The organism is Bacteroidales bacterium, assembly GCA_031275285.1.
In the GTDB taxonomy this organism is placed as follows: domain Bacteria; phylum Bacteroidota; class Bacteroidia; order Bacteroidales; family UBA4181; genus JAIRLS01.
This window is the reverse complement of record JAISOY010000067.1, coordinates 1-18313: the sequence shown is the minus strand read 5'-3', so window position 1 is coordinate 18313 and position 18313 is coordinate 1. Positions and strand designations below refer to the sequence as shown.

The window sequence follows — 18313 nt, the reverse complement described above, 5'->3', positions numbered from 1 at the left end:
AAACAAATTTTATGATTATTCTAAGATCCGGATCGATCACTCTTTCTGATATGAATAGGCTGCTATTCGATGGGGAAAAAGTGACGATAGATCCAACCTCCATGAAAAACGTACATGACTGTTATTCTTTTTTAAAAGATTTCGCCCGTGATAAGGTGATATATGGGATCAATACAGGATTCGGACCAATGGCTCAATACCGGGTGGATGATCAGCATCTACACCAATTACAGTATAACTTAATCCGTAGTCATTCTTCAGGAACAGGAAAAATATTACCAGCTATTGATATTAAGGCTGCAATGCTGGCACGGGTAGCTTCATTTCTTCGGGCCTATTCGGGTATACACCCATCTGTAATTGAATTACTGACCGAAATGGTAAACCGGGATATTTACCCTGTAATCTATGAACACGGTGGAGTCGGAGCAAGCGGTGATTTGGTGCAACTGGCACATCTGGCATTATCCCTTATCGGCGAAGGAGAAGTATTGTTCGAGGGAAAAATAATGCCTACCGGAGAAGCTTTTTCCCGGCAAGGATTAGAACCTGTAAAAATGCATATCCGGGAAGGATTGTCATTGATCAATGGTACATCGGTAATGACAGGTATAGGTATTGTCAATCTATTTAATGCTCAAAAAGTATTGGATTGGTCTCTCTGGGCTTCATCTGTAATATGTGAAATTGTCGGTTCGTTTGATGACCATTTCTCCTCTGAGCTAAACCATGCAAAAGATCATGAAGGACAGAAAGTTGTTGCCGGGAAAATGCGGCAAATGACGCAAGAAAGTAAGCGTTTACGAAAGCGGGATGAGTATTTCTATCATGGAAAAGAATTACAGGACGTTTTTACAGATAAAGTCCAGGAATATTATTCCCTGCGTTGTGTTCCACAAATCTTGGGACCGGTATATGATACCTTACAGAATATTTCCGCAGTACTGGTTTCGGAATTGAATTCGGCAAATGATAATCCCGTTATTGATGTGAAGCATCAGAATGTGTATCATGGAGGAAATTTCCATGGTGATTATGTCGCTTTTGAAATGGATAAACTTAAAATCGCTATTACAAAGCTTACCATGCTGGCTGAAAGACAATTGAATTATCTGATGCATGACCGGATCAACAATTTACTACCTCCCTTCCTCAATCTTGGGAAACCAGGATTGAACTACGGCATGCAGGCGGTTCAGTTTACGGCCACATCTACCACAGCAGAATGCCAGACATTATCAAATCCTATGTATATTCATAGCATTCCCAATAACAACGATAATCAAGATATAGTCAGTATGGGAACCAATGCTGCTGTCATGGCGCGTACGGTCATTGAGAATGCTTTTCAGGTATTGGCTATTGAAATTATGGCAATTATACAGGCTGTGACATATCTGGATATCGAATCACAATTGTCTCCTTTTTCACGGGATATCATCTCCCGGCTAAAGGAAGTTTCACCTGCATTTGTAGAAGATACCCCTAAATATCCGGGAATAAAGAGCCTGACTGATTTTCTAAAGAATACGCGGTTATAATAAAGGTATTAGAATAGGAGTCCCACAGAAAGGGATAGTGTATTGTTCCGGGATTTTTTATCGTCTTTGATGATATTATCCAAAGACCAGTTGTATTTGAATGATAGCTGTATTTTCCAGACATCAAATCCGGCACCGGCAGAAATACCGTAATCCCAATCCTTTATCTGAGAGACATACATATCATCATCTTTTTTTACGGCTTCATTCTTGGTATATTTTCTGATGGCATATGCTCCATATGGGCCTGCTATTACAAAAGGTTTTACATCTGCCATATGCAGGCGATACATAAAATTAAGCGGAACTTCTACATAATCAATTTTATATTCCAGACTGCTTTTACGAAAAATACATCCTTTTTTTGAATACAATACTTCCGGCTGAAAAACAAATCCTTTAGGCCAGACAACCTGGACTACAGCACCTGCCTGTATTCCTGTTATGATACTCAAACCAGAATCATCCGTATTTCTAATGGTAGTTAAATTCTCCCCAATCTTTAAACCGTAATTAATTACAACAAGATCGGCTTGTGTATACTTCCCTCTTTGAATAGCACATGAAGTCTGTTCATTCCGCCTGCGTTTCCTTCCATAAGCGTCATTTTCTGAACACAAGAAGAAACAAAATACAATAACAATGCTCAATGTGATTTTTTTCACTACCTACAGGTTTACTCGAAACAATCATTTATTAAATGAATATACGTTAAATCCGTAAAATAGTTTCAACAACCTATTGCACAAAAAGTGTAAATTTTAAAAATTGAATCCGATACGAATGATTGGTCCGTCTCCATATATATCATATAAATCGGAATTCAGATTCCATAATAAGGTTAAGTTCATACTCGAACGGGTACCCATTGGAAAACGGAATCCCCCTCCTACCAGGAAATTATTCAATAACTTCCGTCCTTCCGCTCCATATTCAAAAAATCTCTTTTCATAACTCAATGCTTCATATTCTGCATGTACCAATATCCTAAAGTTTAATCCTAATGGTATCCAATCATTTACATTATTTACAATAACATAATTAGTGAACAATCTTCCTCCAAAAATATGTGTTTCAAAACGTTCATTAAAGTAATAGCTTTTTATATTCAAATATTCATATATTGCACCTAACCCGGCAGCCCACCGCGGTGTAATATAATATCCGACTATAGGAGATACTTCAATATCCGTATAACTTCCAATTGAAAGGCCTAGATTTCCACCAAAAAACAATCGTTCCCGAAATGTCTGTCCATGAGCATTGCCGGGAAGAAGAAAATTAATGCAAAATAAAAAAATGACAAATAAATACTTTATTTTCATACTCTAACCGATTAAGATGGTTCAAAACTTGTCAAATCAAGATATCATGTCTACAAACATACAAAAAATATTCCGGGAGGAAATGAATTCACAGCCGGAATATTGATATTATTGCTCCTACAAGAATAGTTAAATGTGGATGGCTTCCCCATAAGCAGCAGAAGCGGCTTCCATTATGGCTTCGGACATTGTCGGGTGAGGATGAATGGATTTGATCAGTTCATGCCCGGTTACTTCAAGATTACGGGCAACCACAATCTCTGCAAGCATTTCAGTTACATTTTCCCCGATCATATGAGCCCCCAATAATTCATTATATTCTTCATCGAAGATCAATTTAACAAAACCTTCTTTTGACCCTGATGATGCTGCCTTTCCTGATGCCGTATAAGGAAACTTACCAATTTTGATTTTATATCCGGCTTCAATGGCCGCTTTTTCTGTCATCCCTACAGAAGCGACCTCCGGAGCGGTATAGGTACAACCAGGAATGTTTTTATAATTGACCGGATCAGGATTAAGGCCTGCAATATGCTCGACACATGTAATAGCCTCCGCAGATGCGACATGGGCCAATGCCGGAGTGGCAATAATATCCCCGATGGCAAATATTCCGGGAATATTGGTCTGGTAAAAATCATCTACCTTTATGCGGCCTTTTTCCGTTTCAATTTTCAATTCTTCCAGGCCTATATTCTCTATATTGGCAGTGATGCCAACAGCAGATAATACAATGTCTACCTCATATGTTTCTTCTCCTTTTGATGTTTTGATATTTACTTTACAACCCTCGCCTGAGGTATCAACAGATTCAACCGTTGATGCGGTCATTACTTTCATTCCTGCCTTTTTGAAGGACCGTTCCAGTTGTTTGGCCACTTCTTCATCTTCAAGAGGCACAATCTGTGACATAAATTCTACTAAGGTAACCTGAGTTCCTATGGATTGATAGAAAAAGGCCAATTCACTTCCAATAGCTCCTGATCCCACAACCAGCATGGTTCTAGGCTGCTGAGGAAGCGCTAATGCCTGGCGGTAGCCAATTACTTTTACCCCGTCTTGTGGAAGGTTAGGCAGCACCCTGGACCGGGCTCCGGTTGCAAGTATAATATTTTTAGCTTCAATGGATGATGCTTTCCCATCAGTATCCGTTACCTGAACAGTATTATTTCCTGATAGCTTCCCGGTTCCCCAGATAACATCTACTTTATTTTTCTTCAACAAAAATTGCACCCCTTTGCTCATTCCTTCGGCTATACCACGACTACGGCTTACTATTGCCGGATAATCAGGCTTGGCTGCACCTTCTAAGGAGATACCATAATCGGTCGCATGGGTAAAATAACGGTATACCTGCGCACTTTTTAAAAGGGACTTGGTGGGTATACAACCCCAATTGAGACAAATCCCACCTAAATGCTCCCGTTCAATAACAGCTGTTTTCATTCCCAATTGGGCTGCCCTGATAGCAGCAACATATCCTCCCGGGCCACTGCCGACAACAACTAAATCGTAATTCATTTATTTATATTTGATTAATGTTATTTTTATTACAGATAATAATGTCCAAAGTTAGTGAAAAAATCGACTTGTATATACAACTTGCGTTTTATAATATATCCAAATATAGTTATTTTCAAATAACTAAACTTCATACAAAAAAAGCAGACAATAAGTCTGCTCTTTATAAAAATGATCTATTCAAGATTATTTTACATACTCGGCTTTAGCCAGAAAATCGTAACTTTGTTTTACATCTTCCTGGGGAGTTCCGATATAACGTTCTACTTCTACATAGAAATCTTTCCATCCATTAGCATAGAATTGCTCGTAAATAGATTTGAAATCCATAGTTCCACTAGCTCCGATGGCTTGTTCGTCTTTAATATGTAGAACTTGTATTCTTTTGGGATATTTTTTCAAATAATCAACAGGATTATATCCTCCTTTTTGTGTCCAATACACATCATTTTCAAAAATCACGTGATCAGGACTGGTGTTTTCCACCAATAAATCATAAACAGGAACATCATCTATTTTGCTCTTAAATTCGAAATCATGGTTATGATATCCGAACTTGATGCTGGCAGCAGCAGCGATTAAACCTATTTCGTTAAAATACTCGGCATAACGTTTTACATTGTCCATTGTAGCACCTTCGCCGCCAAGAGGAGATGAAGGCATGATCATATATTTCATCCCTGCGGCATTATGAGCTTCTACGGCCACGTTCCACCAGTTCATATCTGCATCACGGTTGTCACTCAAATTTCTGCCTAAATGGGCACCGGTAACTTTCATTACTAAATCATCCACCATTTTTTTGAAGGCAGCCGGATCCAGACCATAGATTTTACCATTATTGTATCCTGCAGTTTCAAGGCTGGTATATCCCATTTTTGCAACAATTTCAAGCACTTTTTGAATGTCCAGCTCCTTTACGTCATCACGTAAAGAATAGAGCTGTAAGCCGATGTTCTTTTTGGAAACACTGCTACCTCCACAACTTGAAAGGATGCTGCCACCTACTAATCCTCCGGCAACCATCATGGATGCCTGTTTCAGAAAATCACGTCTATTTGCCATTGTTTTTAGGGTATTTTAGTATTGTATAAAATTTATTTCACAAAAATAAAGATGTTTCTTACAAATACAAAGCAATCAATCAATAATTCTGCTTAAAATCGCTCACATTGAGAGAAAAAGAAATTCGATTCTATCATGGCATTCTCATCGCTATCCGATCCATGAACTGCATTTTCCTGTAAGCTTTGGGCATATTTTTTCCGGATAGTCCCTTCAGCCGCATTTTCCGGATTAGTGGCTCCAATAAGCTGACGGTATTCTTCCACTGCATTTTCATGTTGTAAAATAGCAACAACAACAGGGCCTGAGGTCATAAATTGAACCAGACTGGAGAAAAACGGACGTTCTTTATGGATTCCGTAAAAAGATTCAGCCTGTGAGGTGGTCATTTGCACATATTTCATGGCAATGATTTTAAAACCGGCTTTCTGAATATCTGCTAATATTGCGCCTATGTACCCCTTTTTCACTGCACACGGCTTAATGATCGTAAAAGTGTAATTACCTGACATTTGAATTTATAATAAATATTTGATTTACATGATATTTTTCCCTTCTTCAACCATAATAAAATTAAAAGGTATTTTTAGGTATGCCTGTATATAAGTACCTAATTCCTTCAAATCATCATCCTGAAATTCATAATACCAGTTTACAACAATCTGATTGTCTTCACTTTTTATTGAATCAAGCGAAGTCAGGATATCTACAACACAACGAATGGAAGAAGTATCAATATATTCGAAAAATAAATCGACCTTGGTTTCTTTTAGTGGTTGCTTGGAATAAGTATCCACCCAGTCAAAACAAGCTTTATATAATTTCCTTGCATTCTGAGGTATAGAACGCCCCGCTATACCAATATACCCATCCTCCAGGATAAATAATGGCGATTTTGTTGTTTTCTCAATACGTATACTTTCCATACTATGTAAAATTTACACCTGCAAAAGCACAAATAGCTATTGCATTATCTTCAGTTTCATCCCGGGTTGTATCTTGGATCTTGACAGATTGTTCCACTGCATGATGTCCTTATCAGAAATTCCGGAATACTGCTGGGCAATTCCCCAAAGCGTATCACCATCTTTAACGGTATAATACGAAACATTTCCAGAAACAGCCTGAGCGGTTTGGGCTGTCTGTTTTTCGGATGTAGAAGCTGTCTTTGGAGCTGCTGCCTTATTGGTATATATGATTAAATTTTTTCCTGCTATAATTTTTGTACCTGAAATATTATTCCAATCCTTTAAACTCACTGTACTTACACCGTATTTCATGGCTATAGATCCAAGAGATTCGCCATTTCTTATCTTATGTACCACCCTGTCTTTCCCTGCTGTATTTACATAAGACCGGCCGGCCGGATCAATAGCCCTGAACGTATTACTCAGGTATTTGTCAGCTTTATGCCGGCAAATAGTATCTTCCATATCTATGAACCTGGTAGCATATGAAGCAGGTAAACGTAGAATACACGGGGCATTATTACCGGGCAATATTTCTCTACGGTACTGGGGATTAAGATCCCGTAATAATTGTATGGGAATATCCAATATTTCAGAAACCTGTGCCAGGTTTATGTTTTTGTTGATCATGATCGTATCCGATACCGGAGGAACATCGATAAACTTAGGGTTCAGGTTATGTTCCTTATAATAATTCATGGCATAAGTTGCTCCGATATAAGCAGGTACATATCCTCTTGTTTCTCTCGGAAGATAGGGATAAATATCCCAATAGGTTCTTTTTCCTCCCGAACGCCTGATGGCTTTATTTACATTACCCGGTCCGCAATTATAAGCTGCAATAACCAGCACCCAGTCATTATACACACTGTACAAATCTTTTAAGAATTTAGCTGCTGCATGAGTAGAAAGATATGGATCTCTTCGTTCGTCAACAAAGCTATTCACCTGTAATTTGTACATCCTTCCTGTACCCAGCATAAACTGCCACATTCCTGTTGCTCCTACACGGGAAACAGCACGCGGATTAAGTGCCGATTCGATCACGGCCAGATATTTTAACTCCAATGGTAACCCATAATAATCCAGGATTTCTTCGAACATTGGAAAATAATATTCTTTTAATCCCAGCATTACTTCCAATTTATCCCTCTTTTTTATGGTATATACATGGATATAGTTCCGGACAATATTATTGTACGTGAGATGCACCAATGAGGGGATACGGCTCAACCGCTCAATATAAATCGAATCATGAAATTCTTTTGCATAAGATATCTCATCTTCAGCAAATTCAGAGATGGTGGAATCGCTTCCGATAGATTCCTGAACATACCAGATCTGCATTAAACTATCCAGGTTCCTGTCAAAATTCGAATAAAAAAGCTCAGCCGGTATAGAATCATTTGAATTAAGCTGATTGGCTGATAATGAAATTGGTAAGGCTAAAAAAAGCGCCCAAAATATTTTTGTTAAATTCCGTAACATATTCAGACTGAATTAAAATCTAAAACACAAATTTACACCAATTTTTTTTGAATTCACACTATTTTCCAAAAAACATGGTTGTATTCTTAACGAAAGATTATCGTCAATATTGTAATCAAACAAATGTGCGTCTACATTCGCATCGATTACATTCATAAAATAAGTAATGACCACGGCTAATATAGCCCAATCCCGGTTCTTTCTGAAACGATCTTTCTGGTTGGTGATATAACGGCCTTTTTCAGCTTCAGAATAATTAGGATTAGGATATGTTAAGGTTTGATGATAATCAGTAAAAGGATCGCCATCATTAAAATCAATGTATGCCCTTCTCCATTGTTGGAAGTCATTCTGATACCGCACAAAAAAATAGGTGGCAGTACCAATAGCCCCATATACGATGGGTACCTTCCATACTTTTCTGTTATATATCTGTCCTAATCCGGGAAGCACAGCCGACATAATCGCGGCCTTTGCAGGTATGGGTTTTCTGGATTGTGCTATTGAATCCAGTGGATAAGTTGTGGCCAAAACTTCCGTGTCGGAAACGATGGATAGATCTGATTCCGGGATAAAATGTACAGATAAAGAATCTTGTGGTGGCTGGGCAATAGTATCAACCAATTCTTGTGCAGATAAAATTCCGTTAAGAAATAAACAGATAAAAAATAACAATCCTATTTTTAACCCTACGGTATCTTGCATCCTGTGTGATCTATCGCATTAAGCACAATTATATATTCTGCCCTGATATTTTCTCTGCCATTTGTAAAATATGCTGCAGCTCGTCATCTGTACGGAAAGTGATTACAATACGGCCTGCACCGGAAGCATCTCTTTTCAGGTCAACTTTTGTACTGAAATATTTACTCAATTGGTCTTTTAAGAATTGTTGGTCATTATCTTCAGGTATGACCACCGGTGGTCTGGGATCTTCATAGATTACTTCGCCTTCGTCGCCTGAATTTTCTGTAACGGATCCGGATGTATCCTGTTCCGTTTGGTTCATTTGGCGGACCGCATTTTCTATTTGCCTTACAGACATCTCATTTTCAATGATATCGTGCAATAATTGCAGTTGCATATCCGTATCATCAATATTCACCAATGCACGAGCATGTCCCATGGATAGTTGTCGTTGCCTGATAGCAAGCTGCACTTCTGCAGGCAATTTTAATAAACGTAAGTAATTGGTAACCGTTGAACGTTTTTTGCCAACTCGCTCACTCACATTTTCCTGAGTCAACTGACATTCATCTATCAAACGTTGGTAACTGATGGCTACTTCTATGGCATCCAGATCTTCACGCTGAATATTCTCAACCAATGCCAGTTCCAACATGCTGTTATCATCAGCATGGCGGACATATGCCGGAATTTCCGTTAATCCTGCTAATTGCGCTGCACGAAAACGTCTTTCCCCGGAAATAATCTGGAATTTTCCACCATCAATTTCACGAACAGTGATGGGTTGTATGATACCTAATTGTTTAATTTATACAGCCAGTTCTTCCAGCGCATCCTGATCAAAATGAGTACGCGGCTGAAAGGGATTGACTTCTATCTTCTGGATATCAATTTTATCTGTTGCATTGACCTGACCTTCCTGGATTTCCGTTTCCGACTGTTTGATCAAAGCCCCTAACCCTCTTCCTAATGCACTCTTTTTTGCCATTATGATACTTATTATTTATTGTTGTTATTTTTCTGCAACAATTCTTTGGCCAAATTCAGATAATTTACAGCACCTGTGGAATTTGCATCATATAAAATGACAGGTTTTCCATAACTGGGCGATTCGCTTAATTTCACATTCCGCTGGACTATTGTCTTGAATACCATTTGTTGAAAATGACGGGTTACTTCTTCTACCACCTGATTACTCAACCTGAGCCGTGCATCATACATGGTGAGTAAAAATCCCTCTATTTCCAAGCCGGTGTTTAATTTCGATTGTATTAATTTGATCGTATTCAGCAATTTGCCAAGCCCTTCAAGTGCAAAATATTCGCATTGAACGGGAATTATTACCGAATTGGCAGCTGTGAGGGCATTCATCGTGATCAAACCCAAGGAAGGAGAACAATCGATAAATATATAGTCATAATCATTAAGAATCTGTTGAATAATATTTTTTAAAATATATTCCCTATTAGGCAGATTCACCATTTCAATTTCAGCGCCCACCAAATCAATATGTGATGGTATGATCTCCAATCCGGGTATTTCCGTTTTCAAAACAGCATCCTGAGGATTGATATTATCAATCATACATTCATAAATACTGTTTTGTATATTTTGTAAATCAAAGCCTAAACCGGATGTTGCATTTGCCTGTGGATCAGCATCAATCAACAGTATTTTTTTTTCAAGGACTGCCATACTCGCAGCCAGGTTAATAGCAGTGGTGGTTTTCCCCACTCCTCCTTTTTGATTTGCTAAAGCGATTACTTTTGCCATCTTCACATTTTATTTAATGCTATCCTATGAAATGATATAAAATCAATACTTTCAGACAAATAATATCTTTTTTATATCATGAAAATATATACAAAGGTAATTTTTTTTGTATAGAGTAACAAATATTAGTAAGCTAATCGAAAAGGAATATTTCCTAGTACCGGATCAACCATCTATACCGCCGCGCTGTATCTCCAATCCTGTATATCAGGCTTAGTTCCTGACTTCCTTTGCTAAAACTACGGATCGACCCGAAATTATATTCATAGGTATACCCGATGAACAGATTTTTTGCGCGCACTCCTATCATCAGAGCAGCAACGCGTGGAGTTCTGTATGAAACAGCCATCCAGATATCGTCTTTATAAGAAACCCGGGCGGCCACCTCTGTCTGGTAAACATTGTTGGAGGTAATTTTTGTCAGAGCCGATGGGGCTATATAAAAATTCTCGCCGAGATCAAAGCTGGTTCCCAGCAACAAATAATAATGGCGATACAACACATAATCATAATCAAATTCGCCAAAATTAATGGATCGTTGAAACAGGTTTGAAGCCGTAAGCCCGACGTAATGATTTTTCTTTTTATAAAAGATACCGAGGACGGCATCAGGAACATAGGCCAAATTCCCAAATCCCTCTTTCAATAAAGGTTCCGGATCATTAAAATCCAGATGCTTCGCATCTATCCTGGTTTGGGATAATGCCAAAGACAATCCCAATGACAATTGGGACTTCTTCAAATCAATATGATAAGCATAAGTATATTGTAATCCGATGCGATTGACCAGTCCGTTACAATCATTAAAAACCAATCCACCCATTCCTACACGTCCGCTCCGCGAATGTACTTTTCCATCCCTGACAGATGTTTTTTTCCTCAGGAAACGGCCATTTGCACTTGCAGTAATGGTCTTAGGGGCGTCTTTCACGCCAATCATGTAATCACGTGCTGAAAGTTCGAATTTTAATGTCCCATCAAACCCTGCCATAGCCGGATTAACAACAAAACCATTGATGAAGTATTGGCTGTATACAGGTGTCTGCTGGGCAAATATATTCCCCAGAACACCTACTAAAAAAATGAATATACAGATAATACGTACCACTAAACTATCTTATAATTGTTACATTTCCTGTAATCGGCTTTATATCACTTCTTAAACGAATGACATAAAAATATGAATTGACAGGCAAATATTTTCCATTATATTTTCCATCCCATGGCTCCGGGTAACCTTTTTGAGAACGATAAAGAAGCATTCCCCAGTTGGCTGAATAAATCTCGACAACCACTTCCGGATATAAATCGCGCAAATGATAACGGGTAAAAGAAGCCGGGTCACCAGCCATAATCTCCCAGCGATCATTTATTCCATCGTCATTCGGGGAAAATGCATTCGGTATTTTCAGGCATGCAGTACTCCGGTATCCGATTTCTACGGTCGCTGTTACCTTACAATCCTGTGCATCGGTAACTTCCAGGACATAACTACCACTTTTAACATCCGTCAGGTTGGGCGAAGTGGCGCCCAGTTGTGGCCAATAATAAGTGTACTGGGGTGTACCACCAGAAACGATGGCACGAACTTCGCCATCAGCAATTTCCGGACAGAACGATTCAACTATATCAAACTGAACATCAATAAAATCCGGCTGCTTTAATGCAATAGTCGTATCAAGAGAACAATCATTATTATCTGTTATCCTTACTGAATATTCACCCGAATGAAGATGAGTCAATAGTGCTGTATTGGCCCCATTGGACCAGTCATATTTATAAGGAGTCAAACCTCCATTGATAAACACCTGTATACTTCCGTTTTCTCCACCGGCACAAGTCAGGTCTGTTACAGTTGCATACATACGCATCTTTTCAGGCTGGGTAATTACAAAATTATCTTTTCCGCTACAATTGAAATGATCCATGATCTCTACTTCATAATTTCCGGAAGGTATATTTAACGGATCAATATTTACTTGTTGACCTTCGGAATACCACTGATAAGTATAAGGAGGACGGCCATGTTGAATGTCAATATCAACTTTTCCTGTACTTCTGCCGTAACAATCGACCCCATAGCCATTATAATTACTGGTTACTGTGGTGCCTACCTGTAATGCGACCGGTTGGTTAATGGTAGCTATAGCCGTACCTGTACAAGCATTCATATCTGAAATAACTACCGAGTAATCACCCGGAGATAAACCATTAATATCTTTACTGGTTTGTCCGTTACTCCATACAAATGTATAGCCGGGTGTACCCCCCGTTGGATCCAGCGTAATGCTTCCGTCATTACCCGGTATACAAGTGGGATCGACAGCCTGTATGATCGACGTAATAGGACTCGGCTCCAGGATTTCATATGTAGTAGTCTTTACACAGGAACCGGCATCGGTAATAATGAGCCAATAAGTACCTGCTTCCAGGTTACTCTGATTTTGCTGAGTCGGGTTTACAATCGTCACATCCGGAGATCTCCATGCATAGGTATAGCCCGGAAGCCCTCCTTCAGGATCAATCCTTATTTCACCGTCTTTTTTTCCATTACATGTTATCGGGGATACTACAGCCCTTGGCTTTATCTCGTCAGGTTGGTGTAACGTATAGGACTTATCGACAGAACAGACCCCATCTCCGTATGTAATAGCTAAATTATAAGTTCCTGCAGGTAAATTATCCTGATTCCTGGATTCGGGATTGACCACTACCCCATCATTACTTGTCCAGAAATAGGTATGATTTCCGTAACCTCCACTCACATCAATATCAATTTTACCGATACTTTGACCATAACATGCAACTTCATATCCGCCATATTGAGGAATGGTTGCCTGAACCGACAATTCATCCGGCTCTTTAAGTGTGAATGAAACGCTTGTATCACAATAAAATACTGTTCCGTTTTCCCGCATAGCCTTATTCCTAACCAAAACGGAAAAATCACCTGCATAAAGTGATGTCTGATTAGGAGACCCGTCTTGTATACCCTTATCTTTAGGAATCCAGTCATATTCATAAGGCCCGTAGCGTTCGCCATATCCACCCGTAATACCGGATATACTGATTCTTCCCGTGGGAGTTCCATGGCATTGTACTTCATATCCATTGGCATATTGATGCACAGATGAAGTAAATACCACAGGACTTGGTTCTCTTATTGTCTGAGGCGGACATATATACAAACATCCGTCTTCGTCTTCCACACTTAAATTATAGACTCCTGCAGATAAATTATTTACCAACATGTCATTCAATGTGAAATAATTGCCGGATGTGGCCGTATCTGTTTTCAGGATAGAACCCCCATATTCCCATGTATATACCACTATCCGTTGAACACTTAATACGGGATTCATGCGTCCGTCACTGGCGCCATGGCAGGATATATTATAACGACGACCTGTCCCGTCTTCCCCGAAATTAGATTCATTCCAGGTTACGCTGGGAACCGGGCTCGGAACACGTGGCAATTCCCTCTCTATCTCCAAAAAGCAACCATTAACATCAGTTATTTTTATTTCATATAATCCGCTTCGTAATGCATGATTACTGGAATCTGTAGAGGTAAAGTATTCAGGACCTTCCCAGCTATACTGGTATCCTTTTGCCCTCGTTCCTCCTTCTACAGTAAGGACAATACTTCCGGTAGGACCTAAGCAACTGGGATTCTGAACATCGACAATTACGGTTAATTCATCAGGTTGAGTCAGTACCATGGTTTTTCTGTCGGAAGCACAACCATGGGTCCTGTCTTTTATAATTATATCATATCCTCCGGCTTCCAGCTGGTTTATTTCAGTACGCGTATCATTTCCAGCAACACTCCACTCATAACTGTAGCCATTATCTACCCACCCACCGACTACATTTTCCACATGTATCCTGCCATTATCATATCCATAACAACTGACATTATGCCCTCCGATAACAGTATCAGCATGTATATCAAACAACAATTCGGGAGCAATATAAAGCGTATAGTCTACAGTATCTCCGGAACAAAAAAGCGAATTATACCGAATGGCCGGGCTGACGGAATAAGTGACTTCCTGAACACTGGAAGATTTATTCCATAGTGAAGACTGATCAATGATTGCTCTCCTTCCCGATTGTCCGTCGGTAAAATTATATATTCCGGGGGTTACTACATTTTCAACACTTCCCAAATTGAAATCAACATCCCATATATCATATTTCAGGTCTCCGACAATTATTCCGTTGGAGGATTCCATATTCAAACCGGTACCACTTTTAAAACAGATCGAATCAAGATGATTCGTAAAATCTGCAGCCATTACCGGAGTCGGATTAACGGTCACGGTCAATACTGAATCATTTGAAACAGCGCATACTTGATCATTGCGTGTTTTTATCCTTGGCTGGAAAGTATACAGTATGTCCTCTTTGGACAGAGAGGTATTATTTATCTCCTGTGTAAATTGCCCCGTCGATGGAGGGATAGTAACATCAGGGATGGTAACATTGCCCGGTATGGATCTGTCTAAAACAGAATACCATTGTCCTTCCGGCCTATTCTTTGTTGCAACGTTAATATCAATCGTTGTCCTGTTACAAATCGTATCCTGGCTTGCAATAATGCTGACCACCGGTGTCGGTTCAACGGTAACATTCAATTCTTCCATATGAGTACCTGGAGAAGGACATACCCTATTGTTCAAATGTAAGGAAGGTTGTAATGTATACTTCACCTTCCGGGACGAATAAGACGAATTATTCAATGTTTGTCCCAGATCAGTTCCTACGATATATTCCTGTCCCGAATCAATATAACCGCTGATCGAGTCTGCAGGTAATCCTGTCACGGCTGCTGTCCATCCGTAATAAACATCAGCGCCGGAACTTATAACGGACTTCGTATAAACAGGTATCTTTGTAGAGGTATTGTTACAAATGCTGGTATCTGCTACGGCCCATAATTTAGGCTGGGGATTTACCCATACACTTACTTTAACGGTATCCAGTATACATTTTCCATAAATTGTCGGAACAATACTATATTTCAGCATCTTTACGGTATCAATACTATTGGTTAAGGTTTGGCTGACCAAACTGCTTCCTGCCGTCAAAGTTCCATCCAGATTACCTGTAATTCCTGAGGGCTTGGTCACAATCCAATTCCATTCCGTAACATTCAGGAAATCATAATTGCCGGCACCATAGTAGTTAGCCAATGTTAATTGCGCATTATCACCGCTACAGATTTCCTGATTTTGAGGTGAAACTGTAGGATCGGGCTGGGCATTGTTGGCATATTGCACGGTAACTACTGTAGTACAAGAATCTTTATTACCACTTTTATCAGCAACGATCAGTGTAACATAATTGTCTTTACCGACATGAGAACAATCAAAAGATAATTGTCCTGCTGTTATACCATCATCACCATATTTTATGCTATATGTTTCTATTCCGCAATTATCGGCACTTACCGCATCGATCTGTGATGGAAATAACGTGGCATTTCCGGTTGCATCCAGATTAATTGTGACAGGAGAACATTTGGCTTGCGGCGCAATTTTATCCTGTACCAAAACCTGTACTTCGCAAAAATCAGTATTGCCGCATTCATCGGTTACAAAAAGTAATACAGGGATATAACCCTGAACAACAACATCCAGATCGTTACAATCGAAAGTCAGGCTACTCACGGCATTACCGGCATCCGCCTTTCTACGGATGGTATATGAAAGTGTGGGACTGCAATTATCGGTACTTCCATTGTCCAGATCTTCAGCCTTTAAAACAGCTATACCGCTCTCATTCAAATAAACTGTATCTTTTTGAATACAATTCACAGTCGGTGCCTGAATATCCTGCACAGTGATTACCTGTATTGCACTGGATTGATTACCACATTCATCGGTTGCGATCCACGTACGGGTAATAGTATAGTTGTTCGGGCAATTGCCGTCGGTACGAATATCATTGACCGTGACGGTGATCTTATCCAGGGTACTGCAGTTGTCGGTGACTGTTACTACCGAAGCATCGGCGACAGGGACATTATCGCAGCTGACAGTGGTATTGACCGGGACATTACCAATAACCGGTGCAGTGTTGTCCTGAACAGTGATAACCTGTACAACAGTGGACGAGTTACCACACTCGTCAGTAGCGGTCCATGTACGGGTGATGATATAGTTGTTCGGACAGTTGCCGTCGGTACGAACATCATTGACCGTGACAGTGATCTTACCTGAAGCGCTGCAGTTATCAGTGACCGTTACTGCCGAAGGATCGGCGGCAGGCACATTATCGCAACTGACAGTGGTATTAGCCGGCACCCCCGTGATGACAGGAGCAGTGTTATCCTGGACAGTGATAACCTGTATGGCGGTGGATGAATTACCACATTCATCGGTAGCAGTCCATGTACGCGTAATGGCATAGTTGTTCGGACAGTTGCCGTCGGTACGGACATCATTGACTGTGACGGTGATCTTATCCGAAGCGCTACAGTTGTCAGTGACCGTTACTGTCGAAGGGTCGGCAGCAGGCACGTTATTACAGCTGACAGTGGCATCCCCAGGAACATCACTGATGGATGGGGCTACATTATCTTCCACGGTGATAACCTGTACAGCGGTGGATGAATTGCCACATTCATCAGTGGCTGTCCATGTACGCGTGATGGTATAATTGTTCGGGCAATTACCGTCGGCACGAACATCATTAACTGTAACGTTGATCTTATCTTGGGTACTGCAGTTGTCACTGACTGTTACTACCGAAGGGTCGGCGGCAGGCACATTATCGCAGCTAACGGTGGTGTTACCCGGGGCATTACTAATAACCGGGGCAACATTATCTTCCACAGTGATAATCTGTACGGCAGTGGAAGAGTTACCGCATTCATCAATAGCGGTCCATGTGCGCGTGATGACATAGTTGTTAGGACAATTACCATCGGTACGAACATCATTGACTGTGACGATGATCTTATCCGAAGCGCTGCAGTTGTCGGTGACAGTTACTGACGAAGCATCTGCGGCAGGGACATTATCACAGCTAATGGTAGTGTTGCCCGGGACATTGCTGATTGACGGGGCTACGTTATCTTGTACAGTGATAACCTGTACGACGGTGGATGGGTTGCCACATTCATCGGTGGCAGTCCACGTACGCGTGATGATATAGTTGTTAGGACAGTTGCCATCAGTGCGAACATCATTGACGGTGACGGTGATCTTATCCGAAGCGCTACAGTTATCGGTGACCGTTACCGCGGAAGCATCGGCGGCAGGGACATTATCACAGCTGACGGAGGTATTGACCGGCACTCCCGTGATGACAGGGGGTACATTGTCTTCTACAGTGATAACCTGCACAGCAGTGGATGAGTTACCACATTCATCGGTGGCGGTCCATGTACGCGTGATGACATAATTATTCGGACAGTTGCCGTCGGTACGGACATCATTGACTGTGACAGCGATCTTATCCGAAGCGCTGCAATTGTCGGTGACTGTTACTGCCGAAGCATCAGCAGCTGGGACATTATCGCAGCTGACAGTGGTATTAGCCGGCACCCCTGTGATGACAGGAGCTATGTTGTCCTGAACAGTGATGACCTGTACAGCGGTGGACGAGTTGCCGCATTCATCGGTAGCGGTCCACGTACGCGTAATGGCATAGTTGTTCGGGCAGTTGCCATCGGCGCGAACATCATTGACTGTGACGATGATCTTATCCGAAGCGCTGCAGTTGTCAGTAACCGTTACTGCCGAAGGGTCGGCAGCAGGCACGTTATTACAGCTGACAGTGGCATCCCCAGGCACATCACTTATGGATGGGGCTATATTATCTTCTACGGTGATAACCTGTACGGCGGTAGACGAATTGTTACATTCATCGGTGGCAGTCCATGTACGCGTGATGGTATAGTTGTTTGGACAGTTACCATCTGCACGAACATCAT

12 protein-coding genes and 1 pseudogene are annotated in these 18313 nt (G+C 40.6%); 1 reads left to right on the top strand and 12 read right to left on the bottom strand.

Features of this window, described 5'->3' with window-relative positions:
• The first annotated feature begins 11 nt into the window (after window positions 1-11).
• Window positions 12-1541 carry an aromatic amino acid ammonia-lyase gene (locus LBQ60_06640; protein ID MDR2037583.1) on the top strand — a complete coding sequence of 510 codons (1530 nt, stop codon included), beginning with the start codon at window positions 12-14 and terminating at the stop codon, window positions 1539-1541.
• Window positions 1542-1549: 8 nt separating this feature from the next.
• Here the strand turns inward: LBQ60_06640 and LBQ60_06635 are convergent, their stop codons facing one another.
• The 12 genes and pseudogenes from LBQ60_06635 to LBQ60_06580 form a co-directional block, all read right to left on the bottom strand.
• Window positions 1550-2206 (bottom strand): PorT family protein, encoded by a 657-nt coding sequence (locus LBQ60_06635; protein MDR2037582.1) that lies wholly within the window; start codon window positions 2204-2206, stop codon window positions 1550-1552.
• Window positions 2207-2302: 96 nt separating this feature from the next.
• Window positions 2303-2866: a hypothetical protein gene (locus LBQ60_06630; GenBank protein ID MDR2037581.1), complete on the bottom strand. Its 564-nt coding sequence runs from the start codon at window positions 2864-2866 to the stop codon at window positions 2303-2305.
• Between the two features lie 129 nt (window positions 2867-2995).
• Window positions 2996-4387: a dihydrolipoyl dehydrogenase gene (gene lpdA / locus LBQ60_06625; GenBank protein MDR2037580.1), complete on the bottom strand. Its 1392-nt coding sequence runs from the start codon at window positions 4385-4387 to the stop codon at window positions 2996-2998.
• A gap of 186 nt (window positions 4388-4573) precedes the next feature.
• Entirely contained in the window at window positions 4574-5452 is an 879-nt protein-coding gene (locus LBQ60_06620; GenBank protein MDR2037579.1) for a sugar phosphate isomerase/epimerase, read from the bottom strand.
• A gap of 92 nt (window positions 5453-5544) precedes the next feature.
• A complete protein-coding gene (locus LBQ60_06615; GenBank protein ID MDR2037578.1) occupies window positions 5545-5964 on the bottom strand; it encodes a nucleoside-diphosphate kinase in 420 nt (139 codons plus the stop codon).
• Between the two features lie 24 nt (window positions 5965-5988).
• Window positions 5989-6378, bottom strand: coding sequence for a DUF1987 domain-containing protein (locus LBQ60_06610; GenBank protein MDR2037577.1), 390 nt, complete (start codon window positions 6376-6378; stop codon window positions 5989-5991).
• 36 nt (window positions 6379-6414) lie between these two features.
• Window positions 6415-7908 carry a transglycosylase SLT domain-containing protein gene (locus LBQ60_06605; GenBank protein MDR2037576.1) on the bottom strand — a complete coding sequence of 498 codons (1494 nt, stop codon included), beginning with the start codon at window positions 7906-7908 and terminating at the stop codon, window positions 6415-6417.
• A gap of 12 nt (window positions 7909-7920) precedes the next feature.
• Complete coding sequence (locus LBQ60_06600; GenBank protein ID MDR2037575.1) at window positions 7921-8613, bottom strand: DUF5683 domain-containing protein; 693 nt, start codon at window positions 8611-8613, stop codon at window positions 7921-7923.
• Window positions 8614-8641: 28 nt separating this feature from the next.
• Window positions 8642-9583 (bottom strand): annotated as a pseudogene (locus LBQ60_06595) (ParB/RepB/Spo0J family partition protein).
• Between the two features lie 11 nt (window positions 9584-9594).
• A complete protein-coding gene (locus tag LBQ60_06590) occupies window positions 9595-10368 on the bottom strand; it encodes an AAA family ATPase (GenBank protein MDR2037574.1) in 774 nt (257 codons plus the stop codon).
• 154 nt (window positions 10369-10522) lie between these two features.
• The gene (locus tag LBQ60_06585) at window positions 10523-11476 is read right to left on the bottom strand and encodes a PorP/SprF family type IX secretion system membrane protein (protein MDR2037573.1); all 954 of its coding nucleotides are present in this window, start codon (window positions 11474-11476) and stop codon (window positions 10523-10525) included.
• Between the two features lie 4 nt (window positions 11477-11480).
• Window positions 11481-18313 (bottom strand): gliding motility-associated C-terminal domain-containing protein (locus LBQ60_06580; GenBank protein ID MDR2037572.1); only part of this gene is annotated, 6833 nt, incomplete at its 5' end.